This is a genomic window from Treponema sp. (genome assembly GCF_017430385.1).
Taxonomy (GTDB): domain Bacteria; phylum Spirochaetota; class Spirochaetia; order Treponematales; family Treponemataceae; genus Treponema_D.
Genome location: NZ_JAFRNB010000128.1, coordinates 11,357 through 33,596, shown reverse-complemented (window position 1 = coordinate 33,596; position 22,240 = coordinate 11,357). Strand labels below are relative to the sequence as shown.

Annotated in this window: 17 protein-coding genes; 13 read left to right on the top strand and 4 right to left on the bottom strand. The window is 44.9% G+C overall.

All coding sequences use genetic code 11. The annotated features are described in order from the left end of the window. The first annotated feature begins 10 nt into the window (after window positions 1-10). The 6 genes from IJJ71_RS09045 to IJJ71_RS09020 all read left to right on the top strand — a co-directional run bounded on the left by IJJ71_RS09045 (window position 11) and on the right by IJJ71_RS09020 (window position 5,709). Window positions 11-1,372 carry a tetratricopeptide repeat protein gene (locus IJJ71_RS09045; RefSeq protein ID WP_296846505.1) on the top strand — a complete coding sequence of 454 codons (1,362 nt, stop codon included), beginning with the start codon at window positions 11-13 and terminating at the stop codon, window positions 1,370-1,372. Between the two features lie 8 nt (window positions 1,373-1,380). Beyond that, window positions 1,381-2,097 (top strand): metallophosphoesterase family protein, encoded by a 717-nt coding sequence (locus IJJ71_RS09040; protein ID WP_296846504.1) that lies wholly within the window; start codon window positions 1,381-1,383, stop codon window positions 2,095-2,097. Continuing rightward, window positions 2,098-3,027 carry a transcriptional regulator gene (locus tag IJJ71_RS09035; RefSeq protein ID WP_296846503.1) on the top strand — a complete coding sequence of 310 codons (930 nt, stop codon included), beginning with the start codon at window positions 2,098-2,100 and terminating at the stop codon, window positions 3,025-3,027. It abuts the gene before it with no gap. A 102-nt stretch (window positions 3,028-3,129) separates the two neighbouring features. Beyond that, complete coding sequence (locus IJJ71_RS09030; protein ID WP_296846502.1) at window positions 3,130-4,785, top strand: GAF domain-containing SpoIIE family protein phosphatase; 1,656 nt, start codon at window positions 3,130-3,132, stop codon at window positions 4,783-4,785. A gap of 18 nt (window positions 4,786-4,803) precedes the next feature. Next, the gene (locus IJJ71_RS09025; RefSeq protein ID WP_184658136.1) at window positions 4,804-5,142 is read left to right on the top strand and encodes an anti-sigma factor antagonist; all 339 of its coding nucleotides are present in this window, start codon (window positions 4,804-4,806) and stop codon (window positions 5,140-5,142) included. Window positions 5,143-5,160: 18 nt separating this feature from the next. Then, window positions 5,161-5,709 carry an ATP-binding protein gene (locus IJJ71_RS09020; RefSeq protein WP_296846501.1) on the top strand — a complete coding sequence of 183 codons (549 nt, stop codon included), beginning with the start codon at window positions 5,161-5,163 and terminating at the stop codon, window positions 5,707-5,709. A 108-nt stretch (window positions 5,710-5,817) separates the two neighbouring features. Here IJJ71_RS09020 and IJJ71_RS09015 read toward each other — a convergent pair whose 3' ends face one another. Further along, window positions 5,818-6,933, bottom strand: a complete 1,116-nt coding sequence (locus tag IJJ71_RS09015) for a glycosyltransferase family 4 protein (RefSeq protein WP_296846500.1) — start codon at window positions 6,931-6,933, stop codon at window positions 5,818-5,820. A gap of 51 nt (window positions 6,934-6,984) precedes the next feature. Here IJJ71_RS09015 and IJJ71_RS09010 point away from each other — a divergent pair, with 51 nt between their 5' ends. From IJJ71_RS09010 to IJJ71_RS08995, 4 genes are all read left to right on the top strand, one after another. Next, window positions 6,985-8,181: a DEAD/DEAH box helicase gene (locus IJJ71_RS09010; protein WP_296846499.1), complete on the top strand. Its 1,197-nt coding sequence runs from the start codon at window positions 6,985-6,987 to the stop codon at window positions 8,179-8,181. A 121-nt stretch (window positions 8,182-8,302) separates the two neighbouring features. After that, window positions 8,303-11,383: a chromosome segregation SMC family protein gene (locus IJJ71_RS09005; protein WP_296846498.1), complete on the top strand. Its 3,081-nt coding sequence runs from the start codon at window positions 8,303-8,305 to the stop codon at window positions 11,381-11,383. 1 nt (window position 11,384) lies between these two features. Then, entirely contained in the window at window positions 11,385-11,750 is a 366-nt protein-coding gene (locus IJJ71_RS09000; RefSeq protein WP_296846497.1) for a hypothetical protein, read from the top strand. Beyond that, on the top strand, window positions 11,750-13,900 hold the full coding sequence (locus IJJ71_RS08995; RefSeq protein WP_296846496.1) for a hypothetical protein: 2,151 nt from the start codon (window positions 11,750-11,752) through the stop codon (window positions 13,898-13,900). The genes IJJ71_RS09000 and IJJ71_RS08995 overlap by 1 nt, the downstream gene beginning before the upstream one ends. A 7-nt stretch (window positions 13,901-13,907) precedes the next feature. Here IJJ71_RS08995 and IJJ71_RS08990 read toward each other — a convergent pair whose 3' ends face one another. Continuing rightward, window positions 13,908-14,273 carry a hypothetical protein gene (locus IJJ71_RS08990; RefSeq protein WP_296846495.1) on the bottom strand — a complete coding sequence of 122 codons (366 nt, stop codon included), beginning with the start codon at window positions 14,271-14,273 and terminating at the stop codon, window positions 13,908-13,910. A gap of 313 nt (window positions 14,274-14,586) precedes the next feature. On the opposite strand from IJJ71_RS08990, the gene IJJ71_RS08985 reads away from it, so the two are divergent. From IJJ71_RS08985 to IJJ71_RS08975, 3 genes are all read left to right on the top strand, one after another. Further along, complete coding sequence (locus IJJ71_RS08985) at window positions 14,587-15,309, top strand: SIMPL domain-containing protein (protein ID WP_296846494.1); 723 nt, start codon at window positions 14,587-14,589, stop codon at window positions 15,307-15,309. A gap of 39 nt (window positions 15,310-15,348) precedes the next feature. Further along, window positions 15,349-16,674: a serine--tRNA ligase gene (gene serS, locus IJJ71_RS08980; RefSeq protein WP_296846493.1), complete on the top strand. Its 1,326-nt coding sequence runs from the start codon at window positions 15,349-15,351 to the stop codon at window positions 16,672-16,674. 110 nt (window positions 16,675-16,784) lie between these two features. After that, on the top strand, window positions 16,785-17,900 hold the full coding sequence (locus IJJ71_RS08975; protein WP_296846492.1) for an AI-2E family transporter: 1,116 nt from the start codon (window positions 16,785-16,787) through the stop codon (window positions 17,898-17,900). 270 nt (window positions 17,901-18,170) lie between these two features. Here IJJ71_RS08975 and IJJ71_RS08970 read toward each other — a convergent pair whose 3' ends face one another. Further along, window positions 18,171-19,538, bottom strand: a complete 1,368-nt coding sequence (locus IJJ71_RS08970; RefSeq protein WP_296846491.1) for a TrpB-like pyridoxal phosphate-dependent enzyme — start codon at window positions 19,536-19,538, stop codon at window positions 18,171-18,173. Between the two features lie 139 nt (window positions 19,539-19,677). Continuing rightward, the gene (locus IJJ71_RS08965; RefSeq protein ID WP_296846490.1) at window positions 19,678-22,089 is read right to left on the bottom strand and encodes a glycoside hydrolase family 94 protein; all 2,412 of its coding nucleotides are present in this window, start codon (window positions 22,087-22,089) and stop codon (window positions 19,678-19,680) included. Between the last annotated feature and the right edge of the window lie 151 nt (window positions 22,090-22,240).

Below are 22,240 nucleotides of genomic sequence, written 5' to 3'. Positions count from 1 at the left end.
CTCTACAATTATGGTAGTTGTTGCAGTCAGCTTAATACTTCTAGTTCTCATCGGATTTCTCGGAGTTTTCGTAATCAAATCATTGGTAGCACCAAAAAAAATCGATGCTATCAACAAACTCATCAAGCAGCAGAAGTACAATGCCGCGCAAAAAGCAGCAAAATCACTCATCGCAAAAGATCCGCGCGACTTCCATGCACATTATTATCTGGGCAAGGCATATCTGGCCGACCACAAGAATGAACTCGCGCTCATGGAATTCAAAACCGTAGCGGCGAATGCCCTTTTTGACGCTCAGCTCCCAGAGGCCGAATTCCGCAAGCAGCTTTCTCAGCTCTACCTCAAATTCAACCAGCTCGACGATGCCCTCAAAGAATTCCTTCTGCTCACCAAGCTGGAGCCTACAAATTCAGAAAACTTCTACCAGTGCGGTAAAATTTATGAGCAGCAGAACAATGCCGAAAGTGCGCTCGGTTTCTATCAAAAAGCAATCAAATTCAACAAAAAGAATGTAAAGGCTTGGGCCGGCATGGGAATGATTCTCTTCCGTGCAAAACAGTTCGGCGAGGCAAAAAAAGCAATCGATTACGCGCTCAAACTCAGCCCGGAGACATTCTCTACATATTACTACCTTGGCAAAATCCAAAAGGAAAACAAGGAATACCCGGCAGCCGTCAAATCTTTCGAAAAAGCCTGCCGCGATCCCGAATTCAAACAGAGAGCTTTGCTTGAACGAGGCTCATGCTACATGCTCGCAAACGCAATCGACAATGCTCAGCTCGAATTCGAAAAGGCAATCAAGGCCGGAAAAGACGATAAATCACAGGAAACTCTTTACGCACGATACTTCCTTGCAAGCTGCTACGAAAAGAACCGCAAGATTGACAAAGCCATCGAGCAGTGGCAGATTATCTCAAAAATCAGCCGCAACTTCCGCGATGTTCCTTCCAAGTTGTCAGAATACAAAGATTTGCAGTCAAACGACAGTCTCAAGGAATTCCTCACAAGCTCAAACGCTGAATTCGTCGAAATCTGCAAAAAAACAGCTCTGGCCGGCTTCAATCTTTCAGCACAGACAGCCCAGGAAACAAAATGGGGTTGTCAGATTATCGCAACCGAAGCCCAGAAAGACGACTGGATGAACATGCGCAAACAGCTCTTCCTGCTCAATTTCTACCGTGTCACCGACCCTATCGAGGATGCCGAAGTGCGCCGCACGCTTGATCTGGCAAAGACCAAGAACTGCGCTAAGGCATTCGCATGTACTTCTTCAGAATTCACAACCACGGCAATCAGATTTGCCGAGAACCGTCCTATCGAACTTGTCGGCAAAGAAAAGCTTGAATCTCTACTTGCTAAAGCGGGGATTTAACTGCCACCATGAAGATTCTCTGTGTCTCCGACCAAATCGACCCTCTCGTATACAGTACCGGGGCAAAAGAACGCTTCTCGGACATAGATTTAATTCTATGTGCCGGGGATTTGCCATCTGACTACATAGATTTCATCGTCTCCACGCTCAACAGGCAGACTTATTTTATTTTCGGGAACCACAATCTTTCCGAATTCGGATTCTACCACAAGCAGAAGCAAAAGAAAGGCTCTCACCCAAGCTGGGACTATCATTCCGCGCTCGACATGGAGGGAAGTTTCGGTGCGACTTACGCAGGATTCAAAGTCCTTAAGGATAAGAAATTCAGAATTCCACGCACAAACGGAAAAACACGCCCCCTCTTGATTGCAGGGGTTTCAGGTTCAATCCGCTATAACAACGGCCTCAACCAATACACGGACTCACAGATGTTCTTCAAATTGCTTGCGCTGGTTCCGAAGCTGATTTACAATCGTATCAGATACGGCACATTCCTTGATATTTTTCTCACGCACGCCTCACCGCGCCATATTCATGACAAGGAAGATCCGTGCCACAAAGGTTTTGAATGTTTCAACTGGTTCATAAAAAAATTCCAGCCCACATATCTGGTTCATGGTCACATACATCTTTACGACATGAACACGCCAAGAACAACAAAAGTGGGGAATACTACGGTCGTAAACGCATACAGCTACACAATTTTAGATTTGGAGAGTGAATAAATGAGCGAATCAATGACATCAACAATGACGGACGAAGACTTTTCAAAAGCTCGTCACAAGGCACTTTTCAACGAGGTGCAGCATTTTCTCAACCCGGACGAAGCCACGCTCATATCATTGTCTGACATCAAAAAGCTTCTCAAACCTGACAACGAAGTTTACAAAGGAATGATGACGGTTCCTGTCAATCTCATAGTCGGAAGCGAAGGCCGTTACAACGACTTTGACAACCGCTTTTTCCCGAAGAACCTTCACCTGAAAGCCCGATGGGAGCACATAGACATGGCTCACATCAACGACATTCCGCTTCCACCAATCTCGCTTTATGAGCTTGGCGGAGTCTATTTCGTTCGTGACGGCAACCACAGGGTATCAGTCGCAAAATCAAAGGGAATCGAATTCATCGATGCGGAGGTCGTCAGCCTTCAAAGCGAAATCAAGCTTCATCCGGGCGACTCCTTCAAAAAAATGACGAAGCATGTCATCAATTACGAGAAAAGGGTTTTCTACACAGAGACAGGTTTCGGCGATGCCACAGAATTCTGGACGCTGGACTTTTCCGTTCCCGGCCAGTACGATGTGATTTACAACCACATTCTCACTCACAAGTATTACATAAACATGAACCAGTCACAGGAAATCGGCATGGACCAGGCTATGCAGTCATGGCTTATGACGGTTTATCTCCCGGTAATACGGATAATTGACAAATATCACATCATGAAATACTTCCGTCACCGCACCAAGAGCGACCTCTATGTATGGATGATTAAATACTGGGACGAGCTGAAAGGCAAGTTCGGAGAGGGCACGACCCTTGAAGACATAGCCGCACCTTTCATGAAGACTTTCGGTGAGTCACCACTTACCCACTTCAAAAACAAGCTGAAAGGACTGCTTTTCAAGAAAAAAATCAAAATCCAAAATTAAATAAAAACTTGACGGTAATTTCTTCCGATGTTACAATTATAAAATATGTAGAGGAAGCACAGGCTGCCTGACATCGGCTTGTGTTTCAATAAAGGGAGTCAAATGTTCACATCAGACGCAATTTCTTATGTACCTTTGTTCTGTACGGCTGCTATTGCTGTAGTAATAGCGGTCCTCATAACAATCATTAAGATTCGAAAAACAGCAAAGGTCAGTTTTATTGCATATTTCGCGCTGGCGGTAGTAATATTCGCATGTATTTACACCGCCTCTCACCCAGGTATGATGATTTTTGCGCTTCTCATCCTTCTCACGGCTTTGCTTTTCATTCCTTACTGCATCATGCTCGCCTTTGGAAAACCACAGGAGTATGTAAAGGCAGTTGAGGACGAGGCCGAAACAGAAGAGCAGAAACCAGAGATTGTCGTTGAAGAAATTCAGGTCGAAAAACTCGACCTCATTGAAAAAGGCAAATCTTTCATTGCCCTCGCCTCAGATTCTTTCTCAAACAAAGACGGAATGCAGGCCCTGCTCGACTCAATCAACACAACTTGTGTTCAGGCGACAAAGGCAAACGGCGGTGCAATCCTCATGGTCGATGAATTCGAGGATTTAATCACAGTAAAATCATTTACAGGCGAATTCCCGCCGCCATACAAATTGCCTGATGACTTGCCGCACAAGCCACTCAGAGTCTCGACAAGTTTCAAATATGCGCAGTTCCCTCTCCGCGACAACATTTTTGGTGAAGTCGCTACGGCCGGAAAAGCAGAGCTTATTCCAGCTCCAAAGATGGACGATCGCATTTTCGAGAACGAGCCGGAGGACTTCCTTAAGCTCGGCAGCTACATCTTCCTTCCTCTCCGAATGCCTGACAAAGATGTTGTCGTAGGCGTTCTTGCACTTTCGCGCAACCCTGGCGTTGACCCGTTCGGAGATCAGGAATTCGATTGGGCACAGACACTCGCAGGATTTGCCGAAGCCGCATTAAAAACAGTTCTTAATTTCAAACAATACACTGAAAAACAGGAACTTACAAAAGAAGCGGACATTGCATCAAACATTCAGCTTTCGCTTCTTCCAAAAAAACTTCCTCCGCTTGCTGGGCTTAACATCGGAACTTACGCGGAGCACACTTCCGGCGTTTGTTCAGACATCTACGATGTAATCCCGGCACGGCAGGACAGAATAGCATTCATCATGATGGATGTCGCAGGAAAGGGAATGAACTCATTGCTTGTAATGGCAATGATTCGTGCCATGTTCCGCCTTATCGTCAACACAACGCAGACAGCAGGAACAATCTTGAGCTGGGCTAACAGGGGCATCTGTAGCGAGCCGAACGCAGACCACTTCGCATCGGTCGCGCTCATCAACTACGATCCTACAAAACGAAAATTCCAGCTTTCAACAGGTGGAAGTGTTCCTGTTTATCGTTATAATGTAGCTAAGGACGCTATAGAAAAAATATCCACAACTTGTGAGCCAATCGGCATCGAAAAAACAACAAGTTATAAGGATATAGAGTTTACAGCGAGCCAAGGAGACATTATAATATGTTATACTGATGGTTTGGTCGAAGCTCTTAATGCACAGGGGCAGCAATATTCCCTTGCGAGCTTGACTAATATCATAAAGGCGAATGCTAAATTGCCAGGTAAGGATATTGCCAACCTGGTAAAAACAGATATCAAGAAGTTCGTTGGCAACGAAACGCTGCGCGATGACCAGACACTTCTTGTGATTAAAATTCAGTAACTAAAGGAGTTAAAATTTATGGAACTGAAAATTAGAAAGAATGGAGAAGTTTATATCATCGATGTAAACGGCGAAATGGATCTTTACAACTCCTATAAACTAAAGGAACTCGTCATGAAAATGCTTGAGAAGAATGTAAAGAGCTTCATCATCAACCTTGAGCAGGTAGATTACATCGACTCGTCTGGAATCGGCGCATTGATTTACATCTGTTCAACAATCAAAAAGATGAATCTCAAGCTTGCAATCTCAAACATTCATGGCTCTGTAAAGAAGGTCATTGAACTTACAAAACTCATGGGCTACTTCCCTATCGCAAACAGCGTTGAGGAAGCACTTCTCATGGTAAACGAATAATAAGTGAGGTAAACAGTAATGGAACAGATTAAAGAATTGCGTTCAGACGACAACGATCCGTTGTTCGACACAACGAACATGCTCTACAAGGAATTCCCATCAGATTTCCGCCAGATTCGCTATTTCACACTTCTTATTGTTCAGTCAGCACCACTTGAAATCAAAGAAATCAACCTTCTTGAGCAGCAGATTTCCGAGGTTATCAAAAACGCTGTAAAACACGGTAACGGCTGCGACATCAACAAAAAGGTTAAGGTTTGGTATTCATTCAGCCCTTCACACGCTCACCTCATCGTACAGGACGAAGGCGAAGGTTTCAAAGATTTGGAAAAATGGAACGAATTCAACCGCAAACGATTGCAGGCACTCCACGACTCAGATTTCGAGGAATTGGCAAACTATGTTTCATTCCGCACAAAGAAATCAGACGATCAGGACGGTGGTAACGCCCTTTTCGCAGCCCTCGAATACTGGGATGGCGGTTATGTATACAATGGCAAACGCAACGGTGTTGCAATGCTCAAGAAATTCCAGAAAAAACACTTGGGTGTAGCAGTTGAGGACTAAACCGAACAAAAAATTACCTCCTGTAATTTTTTGATTCGTACGAGAATTTTCTAACGAAAATTCTCTGGCTTTGGCCCTGCATCCTTGCAGGGCAGTTTTTTTTCCCATCTATTTATTTATCACGGATTTCAAAACTTCGAGCGTGTCATCAGCGGTTTGCTGCCAGTCGAATTTCTGCGCCCACTCAATTCCTTCTTTTATCATTTTTTTGCGAAGCTTGTTGTCTGTCGCAATTTTTTCGATGGCGGCCGCCATGTCATCGATGTTCGAGCTGTCAAAAAGAATGGCTTTGTCTCCGGCAATTTCCTGCAGCGCGCCACTTTTTGAACATGCGACAGGGATTCCAGTTGCCATGGCCTCAAGAACAGGAAGCCCTACTCCCTCGATTTCGGAAGGGAACAAGCACCCGTCACTTCCCGCGTAAAGAGCAGGAAAACTTTCATGCGGAAAATAGCCTGTGATGAAAATATCTGATGCGTACTGAGAAGTTATCGCGGCTTTTTTGATTGCCTCGGAGCACTGACCTTCACTTCCCGCAAGAACAAGCCTGTGCGGAAGATTAGTTTTTCTTTTGAAAACCTCGAACGCTTTTATAAGCTCAACATGCCGTTTAAGAGGAGAAGACATCGTTGAGGCATACAGGAAATAAGGCCGGCGAATTGCAAACGGTTTTATCATCTCAGCCTCGGAAGTAATAATCTCGCGCTGATAAAAAAGAGAATGATTTATTCCGCTGTGGACGACAGAAATTTTATCCTGGTTGATTCCGAGCCGTTTGAGGTCTTTTTTGACATACATGCTCGGAGCGATTATTTTATTGACATTTCTAAGGCAGAACTTGATTCTGATTCGCTCGGCTAAAGTTTTTGTCGCAAAAAGCTCGGAGACAATATCGTTCACGACGGCTACAGAAGGAGTAGGAAAAACAAGCGGCATTGCATAAGTTGATGCCGGAAAAAGCATGACATCATACTTTTGTTTTTTGGCAAATGCGTTGCAGACAAGAATATGCCAGCCCTTTTCGGCGCGTTCGGTATCAGGTAAAAGCACAGACTCAAAGCCGATGTTTGAATCACGACCGTAGGTATAACGGTCAATTTCCGCACCAAAAAGCTCAAACTTAACATCTTCTGTGTTCTGAAATTTCTGAGAAATGGAACTCAAGTATGAGCCGCTGCCACTTCGCCCGTGTTCGCAACCAAAAGTATCAATACCGATTTTCATAGGCCATTAAATTGTAGCAAATTTTCCTATTCTCTGCTATAGTATTAGGATATGGATCCTATCAAGACATTTTCAGAACTCAATATCGAAGACATTTATATCGAACGGCTTGCTTCACGGCAAATCACAGAGCCAACTGCCGTACAGTCACAGGCAATCCCGGAACTTTTTGCCGGCACTTCCCTTCTTTTTCAGAGCGAGACAGGAACTGGAAAGACACTCGCATATCTTCTGCCACTTTTGCAGAAAGTCGAAAAACTCGAAAATCCAAAAAAAGAAGTCAAAATCGTAATCATATCACCGACAATCGAACTTGCATCCCAAATCAAGACTCAGGTTCAGCTTGTTTCTGATTGCAAGGCAGCCCTTCTCGTTGGCGGAGCACCAATCAAAAGACAGGTTGAGCTTCTCAAAGAAAAGCCTCTTGTCGTAATCGGAGGCCCTGCCCGCCTTCTTGAGCTTTTCCATCTTAAAAAACTCAAGCTGGACGGAGCCGTCGCAGTTGTCCTGGATGAAGTTGACCGTCTTCTTGCAAAAGAAATGCAGGAAGAAACCCTAGACCTCATCTGCGCAATGAAAAAAGATATTCAGCTCATTGCGGCAAGCGCGACAATCACACAAACAACACAAAAAACGCTGCAGGAAACAAGAATCAAGCAGAACGGAACGACGGAAAGCGACCTCAAAACGCTCTTTTTGCCGCCAGAAGATGTTCTCCGCAAAAGAATCACGCATCTTGCACTTTTTTCTGAAACCAGAAACAAAATCGACACCCTCAGAAGCCTTTTGAACGCCGAAAAGCCTGAGAAAGCACTGATTTTCACTTCAAAGCTCGATCAGGTAGCAAACATCGTAGCGAAATTAAAGTTCAAGAACATCGAATGTTACGCACTCACGGCAAAGACCGACAAAGTTGAGCGAAAAGCAACGATAGACAAGTTCAGAAGCGGCAAAATCAAGATTCTCGTAACGAGCGACCTTGTGGCACGCGGAATGGACATTCCAAACATCAGCCATGTAATTCAGATGGACATGCCGAGCGATGACGACTTTTTCATTCATCGGGCTGGCCGCACGGCGCGCATGGGAAAGACAGGAATCAACATCGTAATCGGTGACGGCTTTGAAATGCGCAAATATGCCGCAATCGAAAAGAAACTCAAAATCACCGTTTATCCGAGAATGCTCTACAAAGGCAAACTGATTGACCCGAACGAACTAAACAACGAAAATTCCTCACAGAGCTAAGGAGAACACAGAGTTTTTCTCTGTGAACTCTGTGTTCTCCGTGAGAACTTCCAAATTATTGAACTACATACATATTTCATGCTATAGTATTAGCTACTATTTCAAAATTTGAGGTTTCCTTGTGTTTCTAAAAAGTCTTGACATTTTCGGATTTAAATCTTTCGCCGACAAAACCCATGTCGAATTTGCCGACGGCATCACCGCGCTTTTGGGGCCAAACGGCTGTGGAAAGAGCAATGTAGTCGATGCTGTAAAATGGGTTCTTGCGGAGAACAAGGCAAAGAATCTCCGTGCAGACACAATGGAATCGGTCATTTTTAACGGTACTGAGACTCGTCCGCCGCTTAATATTGCCGAAGTTTCGCTTACCCTTGCGAACGAAAACGGACTTCTCAAATTTGACGATGCCGATGTCACGCCTTCAGAAATCACACTCAAACGCCGTCTTTACCGCTCAGGCGAGAACGAATATTATATCAACAACAAGCAGGTAGGAGCTACGGCCGTCCGCCGCTTGTTCATGGATACAGGTGTCGGAAAGGCAGCCTACTCCGTCATGGAACAGGGCAAAATCGACCAGATTCTTTCGAGCAAACCGGAAGACCGCCGTTATCTTTTTGAGGAAGCGGCAGGAATTTCCCGAAGCAAGGCCGAAGTTGCCGAAGCAGAGCGCGAGCTTGAGCGAACAAGGCAGAACCTTGCCCAGATTGAAGTCGCCCTCGCAGAAAACAAACGGAGCTACGAGACTTTAAAAGTCCAGAGCGAAAAGACAATCAAATACCGCGAGCTTAAGGAAGCAATTTTCAACTTCGAGCTTGATATTCAGCTTCTCAAATTAAAGGACTTCGTTCAGAATCAGGCACGCCAGACTCAGGCAAAAGAAGAAATCGCCGAAAAACGAAACGCAGTTCAGGCCGAAATTGATGAAATCCTTAACACGCTCACAGAAAACAGCGACAAAATCAAGGAATTGCAGGCAAAGATGGGCGAGCTTCAGATGGAGCTTGTCCGAATCCAGACCGAAAAGACAAACAAACTCGACCAGCAGAAGCTTTTGAACGAGCAGGCACGAACAAACCGCGAGAAAATCGGTACTCTGGAACTCAAACAGCGTTCAATTCAGGAACGAATCGACGAAATAAACGAAGAAATCGCTGACCAGGATGCTGACCTTCACTCAAAGACAAAGCAGATTGAGGAAGTTAAGCAGAATATCGAATCTTTCGTGCAGAATATAAACACTTCCCAGAACCAGATAAGCACGAACGAGCAGAAAGTCAGCGAAAGCGAGACAGAAATCAAAAACCTCGACACAGAGCGCGAGAATTTCCAGAAAGAGCTTGAGGCAATCACTGAGGATATCGTTACAGAGCTTGACGCAAAGCTCAAGGACTCAGGATTCTCATCTGCGGCAAGCAAAAAGGCTAAGGAAGATTTGGATTCTCTGGTCGGTAAGCTCAAAGTCTATGCAGAAGGCCGCCGCAACATCTTCACGGACTATGCTTCTCTCAAAGGTCACTCAGATGACGAAAATGAGAATTTCGCAAAAGATGCAATCAAAGCACTCGATGAAGTTGCTTCACTCGTAAAGGAAATCGAAGGGGCTGTTCAGAATTACGCATCAACCACACCGAATTTCATCGATGAATTCCTCTCTCCTGAAGGTATCATCACCAAAAAGCGAAACATCGACCGCAATATTCAGGAAAATTTGCAGAAAATCGCCACAATCCGTGAGCGAATCGACGGCTACAAGGCAGAGAACATCCTTCTTATTGGTAAAATCAACGAGTACAAGGAAACTCTGGGGCAGCTCCGAGTCTCTGAGGCTCAGATGCAGCAGCAGATTTTCAACGCAAAGCAGACAGCAGAGCTTTTAAAGCGAAATCTCACGAGCGAGCAGAACGCCCTCCGCCAGAACGAGCAGGACTTGTATCTGGAGCAGAAGAATCAGGAAGATTTGGAAGAACGGCTTTCTGATTTGGATGAAGCTTTGGGCGACATTGAAAGACGCGGCCGGGAATGTGCCGAAACTATGGGCAATCTCGACGAGGAAATCAAAAGATGCAACACCTCTGTCAGCGGCAAAAAGAATGCTCTGGACAAAAAACGTGAGGAGCAGCAGAAATATCAGTCTCAGTACGAAAAGCTCACACTTGATCTGGTAACAAGCGAGAACGACATCCGCAACATCAAGCAGAACTTCATCGAAACACACTCACGCGACCTCATGGAATTTGAGGAGCGCATGTACAAAATCAACACTCCTTCAGTTGTCTTGCGCGAAAAACTTTCTGACTCACGAAAAGCACTCGCTGATCTTGGCTCGGTCAACCTCATGGCACCAGAAGAATTCGGCGAGCAGAAAGAGCGATACGAAAAATTGCAGGCAAGTTTCGACGACACCAACAAGTCCCTCGAAAATCTTCTGCGCGTTTCCGAAGAAATCAAGTCGAAATCAACCGAAATGTTCATTTCGACATACAATAAAATCAAAAAGAATTTCCACAACATGTTCCGCCGACTCTTCAACGGTGGCCGTGGCGAGCTTAGGCTCACTGACCCGCAGAATGTACTTACTTCCGGCATCGACATCTATGCGGAGCCGCCAGGAAAGAAACTGCAGAACATCGCCCTTCTTTCGGGTGGTGAAAAAACAATGACGGCTGTTGCCCTTCTCTTTGCGACATATCAGGTACGACCTTCTCCATTCTGTCTTTTGGACGAGATTGATGCGGCTCTGGACGACAAGAATGTCACGAGCTTTGTCACAGCACTCCGCTCATTCGCAAAACTTTCTCAGTACATCGTCATCACCCACAACAAGAAAACCGTTATGGGCGCAAGCACTATGCTCGGTGTAACGATGCAGGAGTCGGGAGTCAGTAAAATCATCACAATCAGCCTCGAAAAAGATATCTCGACAGATACGACTTATGACACGACAGAAGAATTCGTCGAGGAAGATGTTCCTGTTGAGGAAGGCGTCGTAATTCCACCTCGCCCAGAAAAGCGAATCCACAACCCGGACGGCACAATCACAGATCCTGTTATCGAAAAATATAACGAGGAGCAGAAAGAAGCCGCCAAACGGGCCAGAGCCGAAGCAAAGGCTCAGAAAGAAGCAGAAAAAGCCGCGGCAGAGGCCGAAGCTGAAAAATCATCAGTAACGGAAGAAGCCGAAAAACCACAAGAGGCATAAAATGATTGATTTTGACGATATAAAGGACAGTTTATCAGATTTGACTCACGAAAAGCCGCTTTTGTTCGCGGTCATCGGAATAGTAGTGTTCCTGTTTTTCGCAGGTCTTATAATCCTCATGATTCAAACTTCCCCAGTCAAAAAAACTGAGATTCCTCAGGCAGAGCCATTTACGGCCGACAATCCTGTTCTTCCGCCCGACCCGCCGGACATCGAAAAAGAATACTACCCTAACAGAATCACAGAAAATCAGTGGTCTCAGGAAGAAATCAACAAGTGGTTCACATATCCCGAAGAAGAAACAATGAAAGAGCTTGAAAAGGCTAATGATAAAATTGTCGATGATATAACAGGAGCGGCTCCATAATGAAAAAAGTTTTTCTGGCAGCAATCTTCATATCTATTTCAGTATTTCTCACATCTTGTGGCTCAACAAATGTTCCAACTCAGCCCGAAAAAGCGGATGACACACTGAATCAAAAGCAAGAGGAAGTGGCGAACGAAATCGCAGAGCAAATAAATGCGGCAAGTCCAAAATCCGAAGAAGAAGCCGTTGAAGGGCCTTCAGAAGAAGAATCTTCAACAGAGGAAGTGACTCCAGAAAAATCAGATAATGAAACAGAAGAAGAAAACTCAGTAATTCAGAAGGAACCGGAAGTCGAAGTTTCGGCAGAAAAATCAGATTCAGATGAAAAAACTGACGGAAAATCAGATTCAGAAGAAGCGGATAAAAAAACAGGCGAGGAATCCGCTTCAGATGAAAAATTAGGCGGAATAACAGGAATCGCATTCGTCTCAACAGCCCCAAGCAAAGCAAAAGCAACAATAATCGACAATAATAAAAAGCCATCAGAATCAAAAGCAAATACAGTTTCAGACTCTTCAACTAAAGAAAATGCAGAGCAATCGAACGAAACAGATTCAAAAAACAATGCAAACTCAGATTCAGAAGAAAATTCATCGTCAGAAAACAAATCAGATTCACAAAATAACACAGAAAAAGTAAGTGCAGAAGATTCAAACCTTGAAAAAGACGGCGGAGAAGCACCGACAACAGACGAAAAGAACAAGGTTTCAGAATATAAGATTCTCGAAGAGCCGGATGTAAAGGTCAAAGATTTACCGAAAACAGAGCCGAAGCCAGAAGTTAAAACAGCTCCCGCTCCACAAGCTGATAAAGCAGCAATTGCGGCCGCAGCTCTTCCGGCAGTTCCAAAAAATACAAAAAAATCCGAAAAAACTGAAAAAGCTGAGCCAAAAGAACAGGCACAAGCAGCCCCTGCCCCTGTTGAAACAGCAGCCCCGACCGAGGATGTTGAAGTTATCGAAGAAATCAAGGCGGAGGCCGAAAAGCCAATCGTTCCTTCTCGCTCAGTCAAAGTAAAACTCAGCCAGTACCTTGATGTAACATATCCTGGAACAGGCTGGATTTATATCGGAGAGACTGAAAAAACTCCGATTTTCAATTATTTTGGCCGAAAGCTCGGAACAGGCAACACAACATTCGCGCTCCGTGCAAAAAAAGCCGGAAAAACACTACTCCACTTCTACAAAAATGATGCGCTCACAGGTGAATATATCGATGATTACCTTGAAGTCGAAGTTCTGAGCGCAAGAAGCGCAGGAAGAGTCAAAGCACCTTCTTACGCTGATATAATTCCTGCAAAGCCGCAGCGAAGAATCGACCGTGCAAACGAAAAAGCAGCGGACGAAAAGGCAATTTCGGAGCAGAAGGAAACCGACTCACCAAAAGAAGATTCTCAGAAAAAAATAGCTCAGACTCAGCAGGAAAAATCAACAGAGAATAAAACTCCGGCTCAGAAAGGCACGGATCAGAAAGTTCCGGAACAAAAAACTCCTGCCGAAAGCGCAAAATCCGCAGGAAGCGAATCTATGGCAGCATCAGAAAAAAGCTCTGCTCCAGCCACAACAGCTTCTGCCGCCTCAACGGCTCCAGTTACAGCAACCGCAGCAACGCAGATTTCAGCCGCAGTTCCAGAAAGCAACATCAAGACAGTAATTCAGAACACTGACTCAACAGCAGAGTCTTCAAAAGAAACGCGAGAACCTGCTGTTGAAAGTGCAAAAAATCAGCCGGATTCCGAAACAGCAGAAAAAGCCCCGGATGCACAAGCTTTCAATTATACGCCTGTCTCTTCTCAGAGCGCACCAGTCGAAGAAAGCCCGATTTTAAGCGAGCCTGTCGTCATCGTGGAAGACAGCTCTGTGGCAGCCGACGAGTCACTTCTTGAAAAAGCAAAGAAAGACTTTGAGGAAAAAAACTACGAGCTTGCCCTGACAGAAGCACAGCAGTATTACAACACGGCATCAACTCGGCTCGATGAAGCACTTTATCTTCTGGGTCAGATTTGGGAAAGCAACAGCAGCGTAAAGAACATCCGTTCCGCCGTGGACTCTTATGACACGCTAGTAAAGCTCTATCCAGCAAGTAAATACTGGAAAAAAGCAAAGAACCGCTCGATTTACCTCAAGAGATTCTATATTGATATAAGGTAATACATATTTAAAAACTGAACTCAGCCCTATTCCAGTCCAGACTCTCCACTGTAAGCTCGCACTCGCTCATTCCCTGTGCAGAAATTCTTCTCATGCGGATTTTATCGCCTTTTTTTACGAAATATTCATATTCGATTGGAATTGAGCTAGCCCCGCCCTGCTTGCTTGCGGTGATTTTTATGCACCAGATATCTTTATCAACTTTTTTGATTGCGCTCACCGTGCATTGAGAGGCAAGCATTGAAAAATCCATAAGCATGAAGCGGTCTATGAGGGAAGAGCCTGCGATGTCGCCTGTGGTGAATGTGACTTTCTCGGCGAAAGCGAATGTCGTGAGGGCGAGAAATGCTATTATATAGAAGAATCTTTTCATGAGGATATTATAGCATGGATGCTGGGGGAATGGGAAATTTTACCGCATAGCAAGAGATTTCACGATGATCCATTCGAGAAGAAAATGAAGAAGATTGGAATTCAAAAGAACAGAAGTTTCGTGAAGAAATTGAAAATATAACAAAATCTGCATATACGCAATCAAATTTCAAGTATCCACCTATGTTTAGTTAAGATTTATAAGCGCTTGTGACTAAAGGATAGCGGAAAAATTCGAGGAAAAATCTAGTAGTTTAGTTAGGCTTAAGACATGTTCTGTTGCTCCAGTTTCTGATTAGTGATAAACTTTGTCCATGAAAAAATCAATTATTTCAATTTTGGCGGCTACAGTGCTGCTTTCTTCCTGCTCGATTCAGCAGGATAATTATGCGAAAAGAACGGTCTCTGTTTCTGGAACAGGAAGTGTCACTGTTGAGGCGGACACGGCTACGATTATCCTTTCGGTGATTACGACTGGCAAGGATGTCGCTGAGACTTCGGCAGAGAACGCAAAAAAGATGACAGCAGTTCAGGATGCTGTCAAGGCAAAGGGCATCCAGAAAGAATGTATCTCGACACAGAATTATTCGGTTTATCAGGAAAGCCACTACGACAATAAATCCGGCAAGCAGGTTTATGACGATTACCGCGTTACGAATCAGGTCAAGATTCTGGTCAAAAAAATCAACATGGCTGGAGAAATTATCGACCTTGCTCTCAAATCGGGCGCAAACCAGCTTTCTTCCCTCACTTACGGGGTTACGGACACTGAGATTGCAAAAAAGCAGGCACGGAGCCTTGCGATTGCTCAGGCACAGGAAAGCGCGAATCTTCTTGCTGGTGCGAGCGGGGCAAAACTTGGCAAGGTGCTCTCAATCTCCGAACATGCCGATTACGCATATCCACGGGCAAGGCTCATGAAGACTTCGGCTGTGGCAGCAAATGACATGGCTATTGAAGAAGCAGCCCCTACCCCAATTTCAGGCGGATCTTCAACAATCACAATTTCAGTCGATGCTGTCTATCAGTTGAGATAAAATTCAGAAATCAATATAATAGAAGAAAAGGAAATAAAAATGCTTGATTATCGTTTTATTAAAGAACATCTTGATGAAGTCAAAAAGAATATTTCTGACCGAAACATGGTCGCTGATGCTGACCTTGTTGTAAAACTTTTCGACGAGCGAACAGCTCTCACCACAAAATTGCAGGCTTTGCAGCAGAAGCGAAACGAGAATGCTGCCTCAATGAAGCAGAAGCTTGACGCTGACACACGCGCAAAGTACATCGAAGAAGGCAAAAAGATTAAGGACGATGTTGCCGCTGCAGAAAAGGAACTTTCTGAGGTTGAGAAAAAGCTTGATGCCGCAGGACGACAGATTCCTAACATGCACCACCCTGACACTCCAATCGGCAAGCTCGACACAGAGAACCTTGAAGTCAAAAAAGTCGGCACTCCACGCAAATTCGACTTCCAGCCAAAAGACCATGTAACTCTTGGCGAAGAGCTTGATATTCTCGACTTTGACCGCGGAACAAAAGTTTCTGGTCCAAAGTTCTATTATCTCAAAAATGAGGCTGTTTTCCTGGAGCAGGCTCTTATCATGTACGCTCTCAATGTTCTCCGCAAACACGGTTTCACTCAGTTCATCACTCCAGATGTAGCAAAGCAGGAAGTTTTGCAGGGCATCGGATTCAACCCGCGCGGAAACGAATCTAACGTTTACTGTATCGAAGACGAAGGAACTTGTCTGGTCGCAACTGCCGAAATCACTTTGGGTGGCTACCACTCAGGCGAAATCCTTGATAAATCAGCTCTCCCGCTTTTCTACTGCGGTCTCTCACACTGTTTCCGCCGCGAGGCAGGTGGTGCTGGGCAATTCTCAAAGGGATTGTACCGCGTTCATCAGTTCGACAAGGTTGAGATGTTCGTTTACTCATTGCCAGAGGAATCTGACAAAATCCACGAAAAACTCCGCTTGATTGAGGAAGAGATCTTCACAGGCTTGGGCTTGCCATTCCATGTCGTTGACACTTGCACTGGCGACTTGGGCGCTCCAGCTTACCGCAAATGGGACTTGGAAGCATGGATGCCAGGCCGAGCAAACGAGGCTCACCCAGATGGCGACTACGGTGAAGTAACATCAACTTCAAACTGTACAGACTATCAGGCACGCCGCTTGAACGTAAAATACCGAGATGACGATGGCAAGAACAAGTATGTTCACATGCTCAACGGTACTGCAATCGCTGTAGGCCGAGCAATGCTCGCAATCTTGGAGAACTATCAGAACGCTGACGGCTCTGTCACAATTCCAGAAGTTCTCGTTCCATACTGCGGATTCGACAAAATCTTGCCAAAGAATAAGAAAGACCCGGTTTATCACCCGGCAAAAAAATAGCGAACACGAAATCCATCCATGGATTTCGTGATTCGTACGAGAATTTTCGTTTCGAAAATTCTCTCTTTGCTTTTACCCTGCATCCGTGCAGGGCATAATTGGTATCAAACATGCTTAATCCAGAAAACAGGCTTTTACGAGGAATCTTTTATCTTCTCATCTTTATGAGCGTTATCCTGGCAGGAACGATGCTCAAGGTGCTGGAAAGTTTTCTCAAACCTGTTGTTCTGGCAGTTCTTTTGGCGGCGGTTTTTTATCCGTTCATCAAAAGGCTCAATACAAAGTACAAGCTTCCCTGGCTTTTGGGAATTATCATTGTTTACGGTGTGTTTGTCACCATTTTCGTCGGAATCGGTAACATCCTTTCTTCGAGCATCATGTCAATCATCAATTCATACCCGCGCTACGAAGAAAGGTTCCAGACGATTTATCGAAACATTCAGGAAAGTTTTTCGGCGAATTCTGATTCCGGGCTACTGGGATTCTTCTTTGATTTCAACAACGACCAGACTTTCCTTGAAAATATCAGCACTCAGCTGAATGTCCTTCCGCTTCTAAAAAATTTCGCGGTCAATTTCACGACTTTTCTTATCTCGTTCATGAAAAGCTCGTTCCTTGTTCTTCTTCTCTCGGTTTTTCTTCTTCTTGAAATGAAGTTTACAAAAATCAAGATTTATTCGGCTTTCTCAAATCACAGCAGCTCGAAAATCCATGACATAATGAACAGAATCGCGCGCGACACCACGCATTACATATCAATCAAATTCTTCATTTCTCTTTTGACAGGAATTTTCGTCTTTATTTTCTGTCTTATTGCGAGGGTTGACTTTCCGCTCGTCTGGGCTTTTCTTGCCTTTGTCCTCAATTTCGTTCCGACTTTCGGCTCAATAATCTCATGGGCAATCACGACGACATTCGCATTTTTGCAGTGCTACCCTTCACCATTCCCGGTGATTTTTATCGCAGTCTCAGTGCTCGTTATGAATGTCTTCCTAGGAAATGTGGTCGAGCCACGAATCGAAGGAGAAAATCTTGGAATCTCTCCGTTCGTGATTCTCGTAAGCTTGTCCCTCTGGGGCTGGCTCTGGGGATTTTTAGGCCTAATCCTAGCCGTCCCGCTAATGGTAATCATAAAAATCTTCTGCGAAAACATCGAAACCCTAAGACCGATAGGGATTCTACTTGGTAGCGAACGACCCGATAGGGGAAAATTACGCAAGGCGTGATTTTAGTGAGTCTCGGAAAAATCTGTGATTTTTCCGCGGAAGCGAACGACCCGATAGGGGAAAATCACGCGAGGCGTGATTTTAGTGAGTCTCGGAAAAATCTGTGATTTTTCCGCGGAAGCGAACGACCCGATAGGGGAAAATCACGCGAGGCGTGATTTTAGTTAGTCTCGGAGAAATCTGTGATTTTTCCGCGGAAGCGAACGCCTCGATAAGGGGAATCTATAAAAAAAAGGGGCATTTCTGCCCCATTCATCAAAATCTACTTCCCTAGATTTTCGGCGTTTTTGCGAGTGACTTCGCAATCTCCTCATCTGTCGGAATGTAATCGCTCATAGTTCCATCATTGAAAGCTTTGTAAGCGTACATATCGAAGTAGCCTGTTCCTGTGAGACCGAAAAGAATTGTCTTTTCTTCACCAGTTTCCTTGCATTTGAGAGCCTCATCAATCGCAACTTTGATTGCATGGCTTGATTCTGGAGCCGGCAAGATTCCCTCAACGCGGGCAAATGCCTGTGCAGCCTCAAAAACAGCAGTCTGCTCAACGGAGCGCGCTTCAATGAGCTTGTCATCGTAAAGCTGAGAAAGAATACTGCTCATACCATGATAGCGCAAGCCACCGGCATGGTTCGGTGACGGCATGAATTCACTTCCGAGAGTGTACATTTTTGCAAGAGGACAAACATGACCTGTGTCGCAGAAGTCATAGACATAAGAGCCGCGTGTGAGTGAAGGACAGCTTGCTGGCTCTACCGCGATAAACTGATAATCGGCCTCGCCGCGCAATTTCCGGCCCATGAAAGGAGAAATCAATCCTCCCAAGTTTGAGCCGCCGCCTGCACAGCCGATGATTACGTCCGGCTTGATTCCGTATTTGTCCATTGCGGTCATTGTTTCCAAACCGATTACTGTCTGGTGGAGCAAAACCTGATTGAGAACGCTTCCGAGAACATAGCGGTATCCTTCCTGCTTTGTGGCAGCCTCTACCGCCTCAGAAATTGCACAACCCAAACTTCCGCCGGTTCCAGGGAATTCAGCAAGAATCTTACGGCCGACTTCAGTTGTCTCACTTGGAGACGGCGTGATTTTTGCTCCGTAAGTGCGGATTACTTCTCGGCGGAAAGGCTTCTGCTCGTAGCTGACCTTTACCATGTAAACCTGACAGTCCAAGTCAAAGTATGAGCAGGCCATTGAGAGTGCTGTTCCCCACTGACCTGCGCCAGTCTCAGTCGTAACGCCTTTGAGTCCCTGTTTTTTGGCATAGTAAGCTTGTGCGATTGCTGAATTGAGCTTGTGGCTTCCGCTCGTGTTGTTTCCTTCAAATTTATAGTAGATTTTAGCCGGTGTGCCGAGTTTTTTCTCAAGGCAGTATGCACGGACAAGAGGAGCCGGGCGGTACATTTTGTAGAATTCACGGATTTCTGCAGGAATCGGAATATTTGCGGTTGTATCATCAAGCTCCTGTTTTACAAGCTCGTCACAGAAAACATGTGAAAGCTCTTCGGCGGTGCATGGCTTTCCGGTAGCAGGATTCAAAAGAGGAGCCGGCTTGTTCTTCATGTCGGCGCGGACATTATACCATTCAGTTGGAAGTTCATTTTCATCAAGATAGATTTTGTAAGGAATTTTTTCGGACATTTCTTTCTCCAAAGCAAAGATGTATGTTATTATTTATAGAAACATTATACAGTCAAAAAAGAAATCTTGCAAGGAAAAGAAACTAAAAAAATCCCCGCCTATCAATTGCAGGCAGGGAAAAAATTAAAAGCAGATATTTCTACATTACCAGGCGAACTTCCGTTACAGCAGTGAGTTTGCTTTCTGGAATGTAATTGTCGCTGAGTTTCTCGCCGTTCACATAGAACTCAGAGAATCCGCTTTCTTTTCCGTTCGGGTTCTCCACTGTAATCTTGAGTTTTTTGCCCCGGAAAGTCTTTTCAATCGAGAAGTTTTTCCAGTCTGATGGAACAGACGGTGCGATTCTCAAGCCTCCGAAATCCGGGCGCATACCCAAAATTCCTTCGACACAGCCAACCATTACGGTTGAAGCAGTTCCTGTAAGCCAGTGGACATGAGAGCGACCGAAGTGCGGGCTTGCCTTTCCTTCCGTGAACTGACCGTAGCAATATGGCTCAAGTTTTCGGATTTCAGCCTTGTCGTTCTGCGCGCTCGGTGCATTCTCCATGAAATACTGGAAAGCTGCATTTCCGTGTCCGCTCAAAGCCTCGGCAAGGATAATCCATCCCTGTGACTGAGAGAAGATTCCAGAATTCTCTTTTACGCCAGCATTGTAGATTACGGCAAGTGCGCCCTCGAATGCGTGTGAGTGGTATGGCGGATCCATGAGGACTGCACCGTACTCAGTGTTGAGCTGCTTCTGGACTGAATCCAAAGCCTTCTCAGCCTGCTCTTTTGTTGCCAAACCGGATATGACAGACCAGCTCTGCGGGTTGAGCCACATATTTGCCTCTGGGTCGCCTTTTTTGCCGATTGTCTCACCGGCCTCAGTGAAGCCACGGATAAATCTGTCTTCGTTCCAGCAAAGTTTGTTCAAAAGTTTTTTGAAACTTTCCTGAGTGCGCTCGATAAAGGCAATGTAGTCAGTATCTTGTTTGTACTCAGCAAAATATTTGATTACGGTCATCGCATAGTAATACTGGAAAGCAACAAAAGAAGACTCGCCGTTCTTTCCGAGGCGGAGACAGTCGTTCCAGTCAGCGTAAAGGCCTGCCGGCAAGCCGTGAGGACCAAGCCTCTCCATAGAGAAGTTGATTGCTCTCTTCAAGTGCTCATATACAGTTCCTTCATCTTTGTTTGCGAAAGGAATAACCTCATCGATGAAAGCAAGGTTTCCTGACTCGGAAATATATTTGAAGATTGTCGGGAAGAGCCAGAGAGCATCGTCAGCACGGTAAGCCGGATGTCCGGTCTCTTTTACATAGCTTGCGTCATCAGGAGTGTCCTCGTGGCCTGCGTTGTGTGTGAATTTTACTAATGGCAAGCCGCCGCCGTTATCAACCTGAGCCGAAAGCATGAATCGGATTTTCTCGACAGCCATCTCAGGAGCAAGGTGAATTACGCCCTGAATGTCCTGAACTGTGTCGCGGTAGCCGTAGCCGTTTCTGAGACCACAATAGATGAATGAAGCCGCGCGAGACCAGATGAATGTCATGAAACAGTTGTAAGCGTTCCAAGTGTTAATCATCGTGTTGAATTCTTTGCTTGGTGTGTTGACCTGGAAATTCTCGAACTTGCCGTGCCACCATTTTTTAAGCTCAGAAAGCTCTTTCTCGCAAGTTTTTGCAACATCTTTGTAAGAATCGATGATTTTTCCAGCCTCGTCAGTGTATTTTATTCCGACGATGAAAGCGATTGATTTTTCTTCGTCAGGAGCAAGCTGTATAATAGAAGAAACTGCTCCACATGAGTTTTCGTTGTAAGAAAGATGATTTCCCAAATCTCCGTTCTCGACTCCAACCGGATTTTTGTAAGAATGGTAAAGACCGAGGAATTCTTCTTTGTCACCACAATATGATGAGACTTCGCTTCCGGCCAAGCCCAAGAAACGCTCAGTTACGATTTTGTTGTCAACAGGCTTGTCCTTCTCGACATCAGCCAAGTTTCCGTGAACCTGCTGAACGACGCGGTTCTTGTCAAAGTAAGTTCGGCCGATGAAAAGAGAATACTGAAGGTTTACCTGATCCTGCTCGTAGTTCGAGTTGTTCGTGAATTCAGCGTAACCTGTGATTGTAAGTTTTCTTGTTTTGTCAGAAGTGTTCTTTAATTTGAGAGACCATACCTCATAAGACTGATTGAGAGGAACATAATAAAGTGCCTCAGAATGAATCCCAGAATAATCAGCAAGCATTTTTGTATAAGCAGTTCCGTGTCGGCACTCACTCTTATACTCATCGACATTCTTTCCGACAGGCTGCCATGAAGCAGACCAGAAATCTTTTGATTCGTTGTCCCGGATATAAATATAGCGGCCAGGCTGGTCGAAATTATTGAAAACATAGCGCAAGATTCGGCCGTTGGCACCAGATTTTGCGAAGCTGTAACCGCCCGCATTGTTAGAAATCAGCGCGCCATATTCAGGCGAGCCAAGATAATTTGCCCAGGGAGCAGGGGTATCAGGGCGAGTAATAACATACTCACGAGCTTCATCATCAAAATAACCGTATTTCATACGCACTCCTTTTTTGCTTTATGAGTCAATTATAAGTACAAAATTTAGTGATAGCCTAACATTTTTTTGCAAAAAATAACAGAATTCGCTATTAATTTTAAATTCAAAATATTCTTTAAAGAAAAATTTGTCTTATTTTCAATTTTAAGTT